Source organism: Streptomyces sp. NPDC006643, from assembly GCF_042870175.1.
Classification (GTDB): Bacteria; Actinomycetota; Actinomycetes; order Streptomycetales; family Streptomycetaceae; genus Streptomyces.
The window spans coordinates 104,842-119,602 of record NZ_JBIAHA010000023.1 but is presented as its reverse complement, the minus strand read 5'-3'; the positions used below and the strand labels follow the sequence as shown (position 1 = coordinate 119,602).

13 protein-coding genes are annotated in these 14,761 nt (G+C 72.2%); 8 read left to right on the top strand and 5 right to left on the bottom strand.

All coding sequences use genetic code 11. The annotated features are described in order from the left end of the window. Together ACFYNU_RS28855 and argF are read left to right on the top strand one after the other, a co-directional pair. Complete coding sequence (locus ACFYNU_RS28855; protein WP_356590913.1) at positions 1 to 1,233, top strand: arginine deiminase; 1,233 nt, start codon at positions 1 to 3, stop codon at positions 1,231 to 1,233. A gap of 121 nt (positions 1,234 to 1,354) precedes the next feature. After that, entirely contained in the window at positions 1,355 to 2,386 is a 1,032-nt protein-coding gene (gene argF, locus ACFYNU_RS28850) for an ornithine carbamoyltransferase (protein ID WP_356590915.1), read from the top strand. A gap of 88 nt (positions 2,387 to 2,474) precedes the next feature. On the opposite strand, the gene ACFYNU_RS28845 is transcribed toward argF, so the two are convergent. After that, the gene (locus ACFYNU_RS28845) at positions 2,475 to 2,894 is read right to left on the bottom strand and encodes an ATP-binding protein (RefSeq protein WP_356590917.1); all 420 of its coding nucleotides are present in this window, start codon (positions 2,892 to 2,894) and stop codon (positions 2,475 to 2,477) included. A 408-nt stretch (positions 2,895 to 3,302) separates the two neighbouring features. On the opposite strand from ACFYNU_RS28845, the gene ACFYNU_RS28840 reads away from it, so the two are divergent. Together ACFYNU_RS28840 and ACFYNU_RS28835 are read left to right on the top strand one after the other, a co-directional pair. Beyond that, entirely contained in the window at positions 3,303 to 4,130 is an 828-nt protein-coding gene (locus ACFYNU_RS28840; protein ID WP_356590919.1) for an enoyl-CoA hydratase family protein, read from the top strand. 32 nt (positions 4,131 to 4,162) lie between these two features. Continuing rightward, positions 4,163 to 6,538, top strand: a complete 2,376-nt coding sequence (locus ACFYNU_RS28835) for an oxidoreductase (protein WP_356590971.1) — start codon at positions 4,163 to 4,165, stop codon at positions 6,536 to 6,538. Here the strand turns inward: ACFYNU_RS28835 and ACFYNU_RS28830 are convergent. From ACFYNU_RS28830 to ACFYNU_RS28820, 3 genes are read right to left on the bottom strand one after another with little or no spacing between them, the layout of a single operon-like run. Continuing rightward, positions 6,525 to 7,025, bottom strand: a complete 501-nt coding sequence (locus tag ACFYNU_RS28830) for a hypothetical protein (protein WP_356590921.1) — start codon at positions 7,023 to 7,025, stop codon at positions 6,525 to 6,527. The two genes, ACFYNU_RS28835 and ACFYNU_RS28830, sit on opposite strands and share 14 nt — an antisense overlap. Positions 7,026 to 7,068: 43 nt before the next feature. Beyond that, on the bottom strand, positions 7,069 to 7,887 hold the full coding sequence (locus ACFYNU_RS28825) for a PaaX family transcriptional regulator C-terminal domain-containing protein (protein WP_356590923.1): 819 nt from the start codon (positions 7,885 to 7,887) through the stop codon (positions 7,069 to 7,071). Between the two features lie 34 nt (positions 7,888 to 7,921). Next, the gene (locus ACFYNU_RS28820) at positions 7,922 to 9,559 is read right to left on the bottom strand and encodes an AMP-binding protein (RefSeq protein WP_356590925.1); all 1,638 of its coding nucleotides are present in this window, start codon (positions 9,557 to 9,559) and stop codon (positions 7,922 to 7,924) included. A 106-nt stretch (positions 9,560 to 9,665) separates the two neighbouring features. On the opposite strand from ACFYNU_RS28820, the gene ACFYNU_RS28815 reads away from it, so the two are divergent. From ACFYNU_RS28815 to ACFYNU_RS28800, 4 genes are all read left to right on the top strand, one after another. After that, complete coding sequence (locus ACFYNU_RS28815; RefSeq protein ID WP_356590927.1) at positions 9,666 to 10,787, top strand: acyl-CoA dehydrogenase family protein; 1,122 nt, start codon at positions 9,666 to 9,668, stop codon at positions 10,785 to 10,787. Then, a complete protein-coding gene (locus ACFYNU_RS28810) occupies positions 10,784 to 11,191 on the top strand; it encodes a RidA family protein (RefSeq protein WP_356590929.1) in 408 nt (135 codons plus the stop codon). Before ACFYNU_RS28815 ends, ACFYNU_RS28810 begins: the two co-directional genes overlap by 4 nt. A 69-nt stretch (positions 11,192 to 11,260) precedes the next feature. After that, positions 11,261 to 13,837: a glycoside hydrolase family 2 protein gene (locus ACFYNU_RS28805; RefSeq protein ID WP_356590931.1), complete on the top strand. Its 2,577-nt coding sequence runs from the start codon at positions 11,261 to 11,263 to the stop codon at positions 13,835 to 13,837. 58 nt (positions 13,838 to 13,895) lie between these two features. Beyond that, positions 13,896 to 14,306: an SgcJ/EcaC family oxidoreductase gene (locus tag ACFYNU_RS28800; protein WP_356590973.1), complete on the top strand. Its 411-nt coding sequence runs from the start codon at positions 13,896 to 13,898 to the stop codon at positions 14,304 to 14,306. Between the two features lie 21 nt (positions 14,307 to 14,327). On the opposite strand, the gene ACFYNU_RS28795 is transcribed toward ACFYNU_RS28800, so the two are convergent. Further along, positions 14,328 to 14,723, bottom strand: a complete 396-nt coding sequence (locus ACFYNU_RS28795) for a nitroreductase/quinone reductase family protein (RefSeq protein ID WP_356590933.1) — start codon at positions 14,721 to 14,723, stop codon at positions 14,328 to 14,330. Between the last annotated feature and the right edge of the window lie 38 nt (positions 14,724 to 14,761).

Here is a 14,761-nt window from a genome sequence, read left to right as displayed (position 1 = left end):
ATGGGATTCCATGTCGACTCCGAGACCGGGCGGCTGCGCCGCGTCATACTGCACCGCCCCGACCTGGAGCTGAAGCGGCTCACCCCCACCAACAAGGACGCGTTGCTCTTCGACGACGTGCTGTGGGTGCGCCGCGCCCGCGAGGAGCACGACGGCTTCGCGGACGTCCTGCGTGACCGGGGGGTGAAGGTTCATCTCTTCGGCGATCTGCTGCGGGAGTCCCTGGACATCCCGACGGCGCGCGCGCTCGTCCTGGACCGGGTGTTCGACGAGAAGGAGTACGGCCCGCTCGCCACCGATCACCTCAGATCGGTCTTCGACGCGCTGCCGACGGACGCTCTCGTGGAGGCGCTGGTGGGCGGGATGACCAAGCGGGAGTTCCTGGACAGCCACGCCGAGCCGACGTCCGTGCGGTTCCATGTCATGGATCTGGACGACTTCCTGCTCGACCCGCTGCCGAACCATCTCTTCACCCGCGACACCTCCGCCTGGATCTACGACGGTGTGTCGATCAACGCGATGCGCTGGCCGGCCCGGCAGCGCGAGACGGTGCATTTCGAGGCGATCTACAAGCACCATCCACTCTTCACCGGCCCGGACGCCGGGTCCTTCCACCACTGGTCGGAGGGGCAGGGCGACTATCCGTCCACCATCGAGGGCGGTGACGTGCTGGTCATCGGCGCGGGCGCCGTGCTGATCGGGATGAGTGAGCGCACCACGCCGCAGGCGGTGGAGATGCTGGCGCGCGGGATGTTCGAGGCCGGTTCGGCGCGGACGATCGTGGCGCTCGACATGCCGAAGCACCGGGCGTTCATGCACCTGGACACGGTGATGACGATGGTCGACCGCGACATCTTCACGCAGTACGCGGGCCTCGGCATGCTCCGCTCGTACACCATCGAGCCGGGCGCGGGCGGCAACGAACTCAAGGTCACCGACCATCCGCCGGAGCATATGCACCGCGCGATCGCCGCCGCCCTGGGGCTGGACAGCATCCGCGTCCTGACGGCGACGCAGGACGTGCACGCCGCCGCGCGCGAGCAGTGGGACGACGGCTGCAACGTGCTGGCGGTCGAGCCGGGGGTGGTCGTGGCGTACGAGCGCAACGTCACCACCAACACGTATCTGCGCAAGCAGGGGATCGAGGTGATCGAGATCCGGGGCAGTGAGCTGGGCCGGGGGCGGGGCGGGCCGCGCTGTATGAGCTGTCCGATCGAACGGGACGCGGTCTGACCGGCGGCGGTTCGGCCGGAAAACGCCACCTGTATATCAATACGGAAGGTCGTATATAGTTCCAAGGTCTCTGTATCGGTCCCCGTACAGGTCTCCGTATTCGCGACACAGGAGCAGCCCGATGGCGATACAACTCGCAGGCCGCCACTTCCTCAAGGAGCTGGACTTCACCGCCGAGGAGTTCCGGGGGCTGGTCGAGCTGGCCGCCGGGCTCAAGGCCGCGAAGAAGTCGGGCAACGAGGTGCAGCTCCTGCGCGGCAAGAACATCGCCCTCATCTTCGAGAAGGCGTCGACGCGTACGCGCTGCGCGTTCGAGGTGGCCGCCGCCGACCAGGGTGCCTCCACGACGTACATCGACCCGGCCGGCTCGCACATCGGGAAGAAGGAGTCCGCCAAGGACACCGCCCGTGTGCTCGGCCGGATGTTCGACGGCATCGAGTTCCGCGGCGACGCGCAGTCGACCGTCGAGGAGCTGGCGGCCTACGCGGGGGTGCCCGTCTTCAACGGGCTCACCGACCACTGGCACCCCACGCAGATGCTCGCCGACGTGCTGACGATGACCGAGCACACCGACAAGCAGCTGGAGCGGATCACCTTCGCCTACCTCGGCGACGCCCGCTACAACATGGGCAACTCCTACCTCGTCACCGGCGCGCTGCTAGGCATGGACGTACGGATCGTGGCGCCCCGCGCCTACTGGCCGTCGGACGATGTCGTCGCCCTGGCCCGTAAGTCGGCGGAGATCAGTGGCGCGCGGATCACCCTCACCGAGTCGATCGCCGAGGGCGTCAGCGGCGCGGACTTCGTCGCCACCGACGTGTGGGTGTCGATGGGGGAGCCGCAGGAGGTCTGGGACGAGCGCATCGCCGCGCTGGGGCCGTACAGCGTGACGATGGACGTGCTGAGCGCGACGGGGAATCCGGACGTGAAGTTCCTGCACTGCCTCCCGGCCTTCCACGACCTGGGCACGGTCGTGGGGTGGGAGATCCACGAGCGGCACGGGCTGACGGAGCTCGAAGTGACCGACGAGGTCTTCGAGTCCGCGCACTCCGTGGTCTTCGACGAGGCGGAGAACCGGCTGCACACGATCAAGGCCGTCCTCGTCGCGACGCTCGCCCCGGACCCCCCGGCCACGCCCCGTTCCGCACGCTGACGGGACACCCGGCGCGCTGACACGACATCCGGCGCGCTGACACGACACCCCGCACGCTGACACGACATCCGGCGCGCCGCCGGGACGGTCAGCGCGCCGACAGGGTGAACCAGACCGCCTTGCCCTGGTCCGTCGGACGGTGGCCGCAGTCGGCGCTCAGGGTGCGGATCAGCAGCAGCCCCCGGCCGTGTTCCTGCCAGGGATCCGGCAGACGGCCGGGCACCGGCGCCGACAGGTCGCCGGGCGGGCCCGGGTCGCCGTCGTGGACCTCGATCTGGCAGCCCGAGGGCAGCAGCTCGACCACCAGCTCGATGGGGACGGCCGGATCCGTGTGCTCGACGGCGTTGGCGACCAGTTCCGCCGTCAGCAGCTCCGCCGTGTCACTGTCCGCGGTCGGTCCGATGTCGGCCAGCGCCGTACGGATCAGGGCACGGGCCATCGGCACCGCTGCCGCGCTGTGCGGCAGGGTGATCCGCCAGGAGGCGGGGTCCGATGCTTCGTCGAGCAAGGCGGGGAATCCGTTCGGGGCGGTGCGGGGTGCCGGAGGGCCCTGGGCCGGGACTCGGGGAGTGGCGCGACATGCGGGGGCCTGGGCCCAACCTTACGGAGCGTGAACAGCATGACAAGAGGCAGCGGACTGCCGGAAATAGGACCTCCGCCACTTTTCCCCCGGGCCTTTCGGCGTGTCGCCCGGGACCTTCGGCGCACCCGCCCGGCCCCGCGCCGGCCGTATCGCGCACCCGAGTGGCCCCCACGCTCGCCGTGTCGCGCACCAGCGCGCCCCCCGCACTCGCCGTGTCGCGCACCCAGGCGGCCCCGCGTCCGCCGTATCGCGCACTCGTGACGGCGGTCACAGACGAGTGATATCTTGCTTGCGAAGGTCCGCCCAGCAGTGAGCTGAAGGAGGCCGCACCCCATGAGCCCGTTCGCCGGCTCCACCCCCCGCACCGAGGAGTGGCGCCATCTGCGGCTGACGCGCGAGGACGGTGTCGCGACCGTCACCCTCGCCCGCCCCGACAAGCTCAACGCCCTCACCTTCGGCGCCTACGCCGACCTGCGCGACCTGCTCGCCGAGCTGTCCCGGGAGCGGTCCGTGCGCGCACTCGTCCTGGCGGGCGAGGGGCGCGGCTTCTGCTCGGGCGGCGACGTGGACGAGATCATCGGTGCCACCCTCTCCATGGACACCGCCCAGCTCCTCGACTTCAACCGGATGACCGGGCAGGTCGTCAGGGCCGTACGCGAATGCCCGTTCCCGGTGATCGCCGCCGTGCACGGGGTCGCCGCCGGCGCCGGTGCCGTCCTCGCGCTGGCGGCCGACTTCCGCATCGCCGACCCCACCGCGCGCTTCGCGTTCCTCTTCACCCGCGTCGGTCTCTCCGGCGGCGACATGGGCGCGGCGTATCTGCTGCCGCGCGTCGTCGGTCTCGGCCACGCCACCCGGCTGCTGATGCTCGGCGAACCGGTCCGCGCGCCGGAGGCCGAGCGCATCGGTCTCATCAGCGAGCTGACCGACGAAGGCGCCGCCGACAGCCGCGCCGCCGAACTCGCCCGCCGCCTCGCCGACGGCCCGGCCCTCGCGTACGCGCAGACGAAGGCGCTGCTCACCGCCGAGCTGGACATGCCGCTCGCCGCGTCCGTCGAACTGGACGCCGCCACGCAGGCGTTGCTCATGAACGGCGAGGACTACGCCGAGTTCCACGCCGCCTTCACCGAGAAGCGGCCCCCCAAGTGGCAAGGCCGCTGACCATGCCGGGCACACGCACCGACACGGCCGCCATGCCGGGCACACGCACCGACACGACGCCCCTGAAGGTCGCCGTCATCGGCGGCGGACCCGGCGGGCTGTACGCCGCCGTCCTGCTCAAACGGCTCGACCCCCGGCGCGAGATCACCGTCTTCGAGCGCAACGCCCCCGACGACACCTTCGGCTTCGGGGTCGTCCTGTCCGACGAGACCCTGGGCGGCATCGAGCACGCCGACCCCACCGTCCACCGCGCCCTCCAGGGCGAGTTCGTGCGCTGGGACGACATCGACATCGTCCACCGGGGCCGCACCCTGACCTCCGGCGGCCACGGCTTCGCCGCCCTCGGCCGCCGCCGGCTCCTGGAGATCCTGCACGAGCGCTGCGCGGCACTGGGGGTACGGCTCCGCTTCCGCACCCAGGCACCGCCCGCCGCCGAACTCGCCGCCACGCACGACCTGGTGATCGCCGCGGACGGGGTGAACAGCCGCACCCGCGAGGCGCACGTCGATGTCTTCCGGCCCACCGTCACCACCGAACGCTGCCGCTACATCTGGCTCGCCGCCGACTTCGCCTTCGACGCGTTCCGCTTCGAGATCGCCGAGACCGAGCGCGGCGTGATGCAGCTCCACGGCTACCCGTTCTCTCCCGACGCCAGCACCGTCATCGTCGAGATGCGCGAGGAGGTCTGGCGCGCGGCCGGGTTCGACACGCTCGACGAGCGGCGGTCCACCGAACAGTGCGCGAAGATCTTCGCCGACGCGCTCGGCGGGCGGGCCCTGCGCGCCAACAAGTCGTCCTGGACCGCCTTCCGTACGGTCGTCAACGAGCGCTGGAGCCACGGCAACACGGTCCTCATCGGCGACGCCGCCCACACCGCGCACTTCTCCATCGGTTCCGGCACGAAGCTCGCCGTCGAGGACGCGCTGGCGCTCGCCGCGTGCGTCGAGGAGCAGCCCGATCTGCCGGCCGCGCTCGCCGCGTACGAGAGTGAGCGGCGCCCCGTCGTGGCGTCCACGCAGCGCGCGGCGGCGGCGAGCCTGCGCTGGTTCGAGGAACTGGCCACCTACACCGGCCAGCCCGCGCGGCAGTTCGCGTTCGGGCTGCTGACCCGCAGCCGCCGCGTCACGCACGACAATCTGCGGCTGCGCGACGCCGCGTTCACGGAGGCGGTGGAGGAGGACTTCGGCTGCGCGCCCGGTACGCCGCCGATGTTCACGCCCTTCCGGCTGCGCGGGCTGACGCTGCGCAACCGGGTGGTCGTCTCGGCGATGGACATGTACGTCGCCGAGGACGGCATGCCCGGCGACTTCCACCTCGTCCATCTGGGGGCGCGCGCCCTCGGCGGGGCGGGGCTCGTCATGACGGAGATGGTGTGTGTGAGCCCGGAGGGCCGGATCACCCCGGGCTGCACCGGGCTCTGGACGGACGAACAGGCCGCGGCCTGGCGCCGGGTGACGGATTTCGTCCACAACGGCGCGCCCAACTCCACGCACAACGGCGCCCCCACCGACGCTCCCAATCAGACCCCCAACCACCCGCCCGACGACCGCCGTTCACCCCGCCCCGCGATCGGGATCCAGCTCGGCCACTCGGGACGCAAGGGCTCCACCCGCCTCATGTGGGAGGGCATGGACCAGCCGCTGCCGGACGCCAACTGGCCGCTGGCCGCCGCCTCGGCGCTGCCGTACCTGCCGGGCGTCAGCCAGGTCCCGCAGGCGCTCGACCGGGCCGGACTCACCGCGATACGCGAGCAGTTCGCGTCGGCGACCCGCCGGGCCGCCGACGCCGGCTTCGACCTCCTCGAACTCCACTGCGCACACGGGTACTTGCTCTCCGGCTTCCTCTCGCCGCTGACCAACACCCGCACCGACGCCTACGGCGGCGACCTCGCCGGCCGCCTCCGCTACCCCCTCGAAGTCTTCGACGCCGTCCGGGAGTTGTGGCCCGACGACCGGCCGATGACGGTCCGGATCTCCGCCACCGACTGGGCGGCGGGCGGCAACACCGCCGAGGAGGCGGTCGAGATCGCGCGGGCGTTCGTCGCGCACGGCGCCGACGCGATCGACGTGTCGACGGGGCAGGTCGTGTCCGAGGAGCGCCCCGAGTTCGGCCGCTCCTACCAGACGCCGTACGCCGACCGGATCCGTAACACCCTCGCCGTGCCGGTGATCGCCGTCGGCGCCATCTCGTCCTGGGACGACGTCAACTCACTCCTGCTGGCCGGCCGCGCGGACCTCTGCGCCCTGGCCCGCCCCCATCTCTACGATCCGCACTGGACCCTGCACGCGGCGGCCGACCAGGGCTACACCGGTCCCGGCGCGCCGTGGCCGCTGCCGTACCGGGCGGGCAGCCGCACACCTCCGACGGGCCGCACGGACGGCCCGAAGCCGAGGCTCACCCTGTCGTGACGGTGCCCCCGCCGCCCCCTTCGCCCTGGGCCTGGGCCTGGGACTGAGCCTGGGCCTGGGCCGTCAGGCACTCGTGGCACAGGCATCCCGGCGGGTGCGGGACCCCGGCGTAGGTCTCCTGGCGGTACAGCGCCGCAAGACGTTCGAGGCCGGTCGCCCGCTCCCGCGTCAGCTCCTCGGTGAAGCCCTTGATCCCGAGCTTCCCGGCCCGGCGCAGCACGGCCGGGGTGTGCACGAGTTTGGCCCGGAAGGTGTGCAGATGGCGCGTCGAGGTGTCGATGGTGATCCAGTGGCCGGTGTTGCGGGCCTGGCCGACCGTGGTCAGTTCCATGTTGCCCATGCCGGCGTAGGTGGAGATGACATACACGCGCGCACCGCCCCGGTACGCCTTGGTGCCGGGGCGCAGCTCCTGGCCGCCGTCGCCGTACCGCCGCCATCGCACGATGTTGGCCACGACCATCCACTGCGGTTCGGGTGTTTCGTCCATGCCCCGCATGATGACCGTGGACGGCCCGCCGAGTCACCCGATTTCAGGCCGGGTGTATGAACGCGGCCCCGGCGTCGCGCAGTTGGCTGTGCAGCGCGGTGAAGACCTCCGCCGAGCGCCCGCCCGGCCAGTCGGCCGGCAGCAGCTCCGCCGGCAACCCCGGGTCGGCGTAGGGGAGTTGCCGCCAGGAGTCGAGAGCCAGCAGATAGTCCCGGTACGCGGACTCCGCCGGAGGGGTGGCCGGTCCCCGGGTCTCCCACCGCCGCAGCACCGGCTCGTGCGCCCGCAGGAAGTCCTCGTGCCGTGCGGCGATCTCCCCGAGGTCCCACCATCGGGCGACCGTCTCCGCCGTCGCCGCGAAGCCCAGATGCTCGCCCCGGAACAGGTCGACGTACGGGTCGAGCCGCAGCCGCTCCAGTGCGTGCCGTGTCTCCTCGTACAGATGGCCGGGCGCGATCCACACCCCGGGCGCGGCCGTCCCGAAGCCCAGTCCGGCCAGGCGTGAGCGCAGCAGGTGGCGCTTGTTGCGTTCGGCCTCGGGGACGGAGAACACCACGAGCACCCAGCCGTCCGACAGTCCGGGTACGGGGCGGCCGTAGATGCGCCGGTCGCCGTCGTCGAGCAGTTGCCGCGCGTCGGCCGACAGCGCGTATCCGGCGGCCCCCCGCGCGGTGCGTTCGGCGATCAGCAGTCCCCGGCGTTTGAGGCGGGACACCGACGACCGTACGGACGGCGCGTCGATCCCGAGCGCGCCGAGCAGCCGCACGAGTTCCGCCACGGCGAGCGGCGCGCCGTCCGGGGTCCGGCCGTACGCGCCGTAGAGGGTGACGATCAGGGATCGCGGGGTGTGCTGCTCGGCCACGTGATCACTCTAAGGGGTGGCGCAGTGGCTGGTCTCAGGCGTCGGGCCGGAGCCGGAAGCGCTGGAGTTTGCCCGTCGGGGTGCGGGGGAGCGCGTCGGGGAATTCGAAGACGCGCGGGCATTTGTACGGCACCAGCCGCGAGGTGACGAACGCGCGCAGCGCCTCCTTCGTCTCCTCGCCCGGCCGCACCCCGTCGCGCAGGACGACGTACGCCGCCACGATCTGGCCCCGCAGCTCGTCGGGGTGGCCCACGACGGCCGCCTCCGCCACATCGGGATGCGCCAGCAGTGCCTCCTCGACCTGCGGGCCCGCGATGTTGTACCCCGCCGAGATGATCATGTCGTCGGCGCGTGCGACATAGCGGAAGTAGCCGTCCGGCTCCCGTACATAGGTGTCGCCGGTGAGGTTCCAGCCGCCCTGTACGTAGTCGCCCTGGCGCGGATCGGCGAGATACCGGCAGCCCACCGGGCCCCGTACGGCCAGCAGCCCCGGCTCCCCGTCGGGCAGCGGTTCGCCGGACTCGTCCACGACGCGCGCCTGCCAGCCGGGCACCGGCACACCTGTCGTGCCGGGGCGCACCGCGTCGTCGGCGGCGGAGATGAAGATGTGCAGCAGCTCCGTGGCGCCGATGCCGTTGATGATCCGGATGCCGGTCCGCGCGTGCCAGTCCCGCCAGGTGGCGGCGGGCAGATTCTCCCCGGCGGACACGCAGCGCCGCAGCCCGGAGACGTCGTACGTGTGAGCCGCGGCCAGTTCGCCCAGCATGACGCGGTACGCCGTCGGCGCCGTGAACAGCACCGACACCCCGCGCTCGGCGACGGCCGCCAACAGCTCCTTGGGGGCGGCGTGTTCGAGCAGCAGCGTCGAGGCGCCCGCCCGCATCGGGAAGATCACCAGTCCGCCGAGTCCGAAGGTGAAGCCGAGCGGCGGACTGCCGGCGAACACGTCGTCCGGCTCCGGCCGCAGCACATGGCGCGAGAACGTGTCGGCGATGGACAGCACATCGCGGTGGAAGTGCATACAGCCCTTGGGCCGCCCCGTGGTCCCCGAGGTGAAGGCGATGAGCGCGACGTCGTCGGCGGCCGTGTCCACGGCCTCGTACCGCTCCGGTTTGGTCTCCGCCAGCCGCAGCAGATCGTCCTCGGCGTCCCCGCCGTACGTAGTGACGCGCAGCCCCGGCACCTCCGCCTTGACCAGGTCGTCCACCGACCGGATGTCGCAGATCGCGTGGCCGACGCGCGCGATGTCGCACATCGTGGCCAGTTCCCGCTCGCGCTGCTGGGCGAGCACCGTCACCGCCACCGCGCCCGCTTTCAGCACGGCGAGCCAACACGCCGCCAGCCAGGGCGTGGTGGGGCCGCGCAGCAGGACCCGGTTGCCCGGCACCACGCCCAGGTCGTCGGTCAGGACGTGCGCGATCCGGTCGACATGGGTGCGCAGCGTGCCGTACGACCAGGGGTCGCCGGACGGGAGGTGGAAGACGGGGCGGTCGGCGCCGAAGTGTTCCACCGTGCGGTCGAGCAGTTCGACGGCGCAGTTCAGCCGGTCGGGTCCGCGCAGCTCCGGCGGGTCGAAGACCAGCTCCGGCCACTGTTCGGGCGGCGGCAGATGGTCGCGCGGAAAAGTGTCGCGGTGCGCCGAGGGTGTGAGAACCGCCGGGGTCAGCTCCATCGTTCGCCCCCTCGTGGGGTGGCTTGGTGGCCTTGTGCATCGAGCGTATCGTGTGGGTGACGACAGTCAACAGTCCGCGATAGAAGCGATCCAAGTGAGGGCCCGGATGCCCGTATTCTCGCTCGATCCGGCACAAAAGTCCTGGTGCGACGAGCTGCGCGCCGTCGCCGCCGACCGGCTGCGCCCACTCGCCGACAAGGGCGGGCCCGGCCGGATCAACCGCCCGCTCGTCGCCGCCCTCGGCGAGCTGGGGCTCCTCGACCGCATGCTGAGCGCCGGAGCGCTCGATCTCTGCCTCATGCGCGAGTCCCTGGCCCACGCCTGTACGGAGGCGGAGACCGCGCTCGCCCTCCAGGGGCTCGGCAGCTACCCGATCGTCCAGGCCGGCACCGCGGAGCAGCGGGCGCGCTGGCTGCCCGAGGTGGCGGCGGGCCGCGCCGTGGCCGCGTTCGCGCTGAGCGAGCCGGGCGCCGGGTCCGACGCGGCGGCCCTCGCACTGCGCGCCGTACCCGAAACCGGCCCGGACGGCACCGGCTGGCTGCTCGACGGCGAGAAACGCTGGATCTCCAACGCGCCCGAGGCCGACTTCTACACCGTCTTCGCCCGCACCACCCCGGGGGCCGGGGCGCGCGGCGTGACCGCGTTCCTCGTCCCCGCCGACCGGCCCGGACTCACCGGAACGCCGATCGAGATGCTCTCGCCGCACCCCATCGGCTCCCTGGCCTTCGACTCCGTACGCGTCGGCCCCGCCGACGTCCTCGGCGAGGTGGACCAGGGCTTCCGCGTCGCCATGAACACCCTCAACCTCTTCCGCCCCAGCGTCGGCGCCTTCGCCGTCGGCATGGCGGGCGCCGCCCTGGAGGCGGCCCTCCTGCACACCGCCGACCGCACCGCGTTCGGCGGCCCGCTCAAGGACCTCCAGTCCGTCTCCCACCAGGTCGCGGAGATGGCGACGCGCACCGAGGCGGCCCGGCTGCTGGTGTACGCGGCGGCCGAGGCGTACGACACGGGCGCGCCGGACGTACCGCGCCGCTCCGCCATGGCGAAGCTCTTCGCCACCGAGACCGCCCAGTACGTGGTCGACGCCGCCGTCCAACTGCACGGCGCCCGCGCCCTGCGGCGCGGACATCTGCTGGAACACCTCTACCGCGAGGTCCGCGCGCCCCGTATCTACGAAGGCGCGACCGAGGTCCAACGCACCATCATCGCCAAGGAGTTGTACGGATGAGCAGCCTGGAGCGGACCAACCCCGCCGAACTCGCGCCCCCGTCCGGCTTCTCGCACGCGGTGAGCGTGACGGCGACCGACGGCCGGCTGGTGTTCCTGGCCGGCCAGACCGCGCTCGACCGGACGGGCGCCGTCGTCGGCGAGACCCTGGTCGAGCAGTTCGAGACGGCCCTCACCAACCTCCTCGCCGCGCTCGCCGCGACGGGCGGCACCCCGGACCATCTCGCGCGCGTCACCGTCTACGCCACCGACGTCGCCGACTACCGCGCCCACGCCGCCGAACTCGGCCGGGTGTGGCGGCGCCTCGCGGGCCGCGAATACCCGGCGATGGCGTTGATCGGCGCCGTCAGACTCTGGGACGAGAGCGCGCTCGTGGAGCTGGACGGCATCGCGATGGTGCCCTGAACCCGCCCCGACACCCCTCTGCGCAGCGCAAGTACCGTTGACCGGTCTACGGAGATCGGAGCACGCCGCATGAAGGACGTCACCCCCCTCACCGACGGCTGGACGCTGCGCCACGACCGGACCGACGTACCGGCGACGGTCCCCGGCTGCGTCCACACCGACCTGCTCGCCGCCGGGCTCATCGAGGACCCGTTCCTCTCCCGGAACGAGACGGCGGTCGCCTGGGTGGGACGTACCGACTGGCGCTACGACACCGTGCTCGGCCCCCGCGACACCACGCACGAACGCACCGACCTCGTCTTCGACGGACTCGACACCGTCGCCACCATCGGCGTCGGCGGTGAGACCCTCGCCAACACCCGCAACATGCACCGCGGTTACCGCTTCGACATCACGGACCGGCTGAAGGCCGCCGCCCCCACACCGCTCTCCGTGGAGTTCACCTCCGCCTACACGGAGGCCGAGGCCGTACGCGACCGGGTGGGGGAGCGGCCCAACGCCTATCCCGAACCGTTCCAGTACATCCGCAAGATGGCCTGCTCCTTCGGCTGGGACTGGGGGCCGACCCTCGTCACCGCCGGCATCTGGAAGCCCGCCCGCCTGGAGCACTGGTCCACCGCCCGGCTCGCCGCCGTCCGCCCGCACGTCACCCTCGACGGCCCCACCGGCCGCGCCGAACTGCGCGTCGACGTCGAACGGACCCCCACCGCGCGGGTCCTCACCGTCCGCGCCCGCGTCGGCGACCACACCGCCACCACCGACTTCGACGGCCCGCACACCGCCCTCACCGTCGAAGTCCCGGACGCCGCTCCGTGGTGCCCCCGAGGCTACGGCGAACAGCCCCTGTACGAAGCCGAGTTGGAGCTGCTGGACGCCGACGGCGCGGTCCTCGACCGCTGGCGGCGCCGGCTCGGATTCCGCACCGTCACCCTCGACACCGGCGCCGACGCGCACGGCACCGCCTTCACCCTGGCCGTCAACGGCGAACCGGTCTTCGCCCGCGGCGTCAACTGGATCCCCGACGACGTCTTCCCCTCCCGTATCACCCCCGACCGCTACCGCGCCCGGCTCACCCAGGCCGCCGACGCGGGCGTCAACCTCCTGCGCGTCTGGGGCGGCGGCCTCTACGAGAGCGACGACTTCTACGACGTCTGCGACGAACTCGGCCTGCTGGTCTGGCAGGACTTCCCCTTCGCCTGCGCCGCCTACCCCGAGGAGCAGCCGCTGCGCTCCGAGATCGAGGCCGAGGCCCGCGAGAACGTCGCCCGCCTCATGCCGCACGCCTCCCTCGTCCTGTGGAACGGCAACAACGAGAACCTGTGGGGCTTCCGCGACTGGGACTGGGAGCCCACCCTCGCCGGCGACTCCTGGGGCGAGGGCTACTACCTGGGCCTGCTGCCCCGCGTCGTCGCCGAGACCGACCCCACCCGGCCCTACTGGGCGGGCAGTCCCTGGTCCGGCTCCTGGGGCCACCACCCCAACGACCCCGCGCACGGCACCGCGCACTCCTGGGACGTCTGGAACCGCGCCGACTACACCGACTACCTCCACACCGTCCCCCGCTTCGTCGCCGAATTCGGCTGGCAGGCACCGCCGGCCCACGCCACCCTGCGGCGCGCGCTGCCAGGGGAGGAGTTGTCCGCCACCTCACCGGGCATGCTCCACCACCAGAAGGCCGCCGACGGCAACGGCAAACTGGAGCGCGGACTCGCCCGCCACTTCGCCGTGCCCGAGACCGGCCCGGCCGGCTTCGACCGCTGGCACTACCTCACCCAGCTCAACCAGGCACGCGCCATCGCCACCGGCATCGAACACTGGCGCTCCCACTGGCCGGTGTGCGCGGGCACCGTCCTGTGGCAGCTCAACGACTGCTGGCCGGTGACCTCCTGGGCCGCGATCGACGGCGACGCACGCCCCAAGCCGCTGTACTTCACCCTGCGGCGGCTGTACGCGGACCGGCTGCTCACCGTGCAGACCCGCGACGGCCGGCCCGTCGTCGTCGCCGACAACCAGTCCCCGGCGTCCTGGGACGCGGAGGTGACGCTGCGCCGTATGACCGCCGACGGCCGCACCCTCGCCGAGACGACGGTGACCGCGCGGGCCGGGGCACGCGAGGTCGCGCTCGCGGCGGTGCCCGACGAACTGCTGCCGGACGCCGCAGCCGCGGACGAGTTCCTGGTCGCCGACACGGCCGGACCGGACGGACCACGCGCACCGGACGCACCACGCGCACCGGACGCACCGCACGCACCGGACGGACCACGCGCACCGCACGCACCGGACGCACCGCACGGACCGGACGGACCGCACGGTCCCGGCGGGCTGCGGGCGCTCCACTTCCCCGTACGCGACCGGGAGTTCGCCTACCCCGCCCCGCGCTACGACGTGGCCGTCGTCGACCGCGGCGGGATCGTGGACGTCGTCGTCACCGCCCGTACGCTCCTGCGCGACCTGCTGCTCCAGGCCGACCGGCTCGCCCCCGCCGCCGTCGCCGACCAGGGACTTCTGACGCTGCTGCCCGGCGAGAGCGCCACCGTCCACGTACACGGCTGGGACGGCGCCGGGGCCGGCTCCACCGCCGCCGTACGCGACGCGCTGTTCATGGTGGAGCCCGCGTACACGCGGCGCGGGGTCGCGGGCGATTAGGGTCGCTGTCCACCGACACAGAGGGAGCCGCACGATGTCCCCACCGACGTCCCCGCCGATGTCCGACGACGAACAGCGGATCCGGACCCTGATCGAACAGTGGGCGGCGGCCGTCCACACAGGTGACATGGACCGTGTCCTGGCCGACCACGCCGCGGACATCGTGATGTTCGACGTGCCGCCGCCCCAGGAGGGCGTACGCGGTATCGACGCCTACCGCGAGACCTGGCCCGGTTTCTTCGAATGGCAGGCGGGCGGCGGCACGTTCGACATCCTGGAACTGGACGTCACCGCAGGGACGGACGTCGCCTACGCCTTCGCCCTGCTGCGCTGCGCCACCCCGCAGCAGACGGCGGAGCGGCCGGACGTCCGGCTGCGGCTGACCGTCGGACTGCGCAAGGAGGGAGGGCGCTGGGTGGTCGCGCACGAGCACCACTCGTTCCCCGACACGTCGGGCGACGACGCCTGACGCCACGCGCCGCCGACGGGGTCAGCGGTCCAGGTCGACGCGTACCGTCAACAGGTTCGCGCCCAGCATCCGCACCACCGCGCTGTTCCCCGTCGGCAGGCTCCGCAGCCGCGCCCGTGCGTCGTCCTCCGGCATCGGGTGCGCCGTCCCGTGGTGCCAGGTGCCCCTGATCCGCACCCGGACCCTCGGATCCGCCCGGATGTTCCGTACGTACTGCGACGTGTCGCCGTACTCCGACACCAGCCAGAACTCGTTCCCGACCAGCCTTCCGCCGACCGGTGTCCGCCGGGGCTTCCCGGACGTGCGCCCCGTGGTCTCCAGCAGGATCTGCCACGGCATCCGGGTCGAGACCGGATTGGCGATCCGCCGCTGGAACGTGGTGACGACCCGCTGCTTCATCCCGTCGTGGCGCGACATCCATGACTCCCGTTCGGTGGGCTGACGGCTTCTCATCC

Coding starts and splice junctions, on each gene's coding strand:
- ACFYNU_RS28855 (WP_356590913.1), top strand. CDS start 1: ATGGGATTCCATGTCGACTCCGAGACCGGGCGGCTGCGCCGCGTCATA.
- argF (WP_356590915.1), top strand. CDS start 1,355: ATGGCGATACAACTCGCAGGCCGCCACTTCCTCAAGGAGCTGGACTTC.
- ACFYNU_RS28820 (WP_356590925.1), bottom strand. CDS start 9,559: ATGGAGCTGACCCCGGCGGTTCTCACACCCTCGGCGCACCGCGACACT.
- ACFYNU_RS28810 (WP_356590929.1), top strand. CDS start 10,784: ATGAGCAGCCTGGAGCGGACCAACCCCGCCGAACTCGCGCCCCCGTCC.
- ACFYNU_RS28835 (WP_356590971.1), top strand. CDS start 4,163: ATGCCGGGCACACGCACCGACACGACGCCCCTGAAGGTCGCCGTCATC.
- ACFYNU_RS28840 (WP_356590919.1), top strand. CDS start 3,303: ATGAGCCCGTTCGCCGGCTCCACCCCCCGCACCGAGGAGTGGCGCCAT.
- ACFYNU_RS28805 (WP_356590931.1), top strand. CDS start 11,261: ATGAAGGACGTCACCCCCCTCACCGACGGCTGGACGCTGCGCCACGAC.
- ACFYNU_RS28815 (WP_356590927.1), top strand. CDS start 9,666: ATGCCCGTATTCTCGCTCGATCCGGCACAAAAGTCCTGGTGCGACGAG.
- ACFYNU_RS28795 (WP_356590933.1), bottom strand. CDS start 14,723: ATGTCGCGCCACGACGGGATGAAGCAGCGGGTCGTCACCACGTTCCAG.
- ACFYNU_RS28800 (WP_356590973.1), top strand. CDS start 13,896: ATGTCCGACGACGAACAGCGGATCCGGACCCTGATCGAACAGTGGGCG.
- ACFYNU_RS28830 (WP_356590921.1), bottom strand. CDS start 7,025: ATGGACGAAACACCCGAACCGCAGTGGATGGTCGTGGCCAACATCGTG.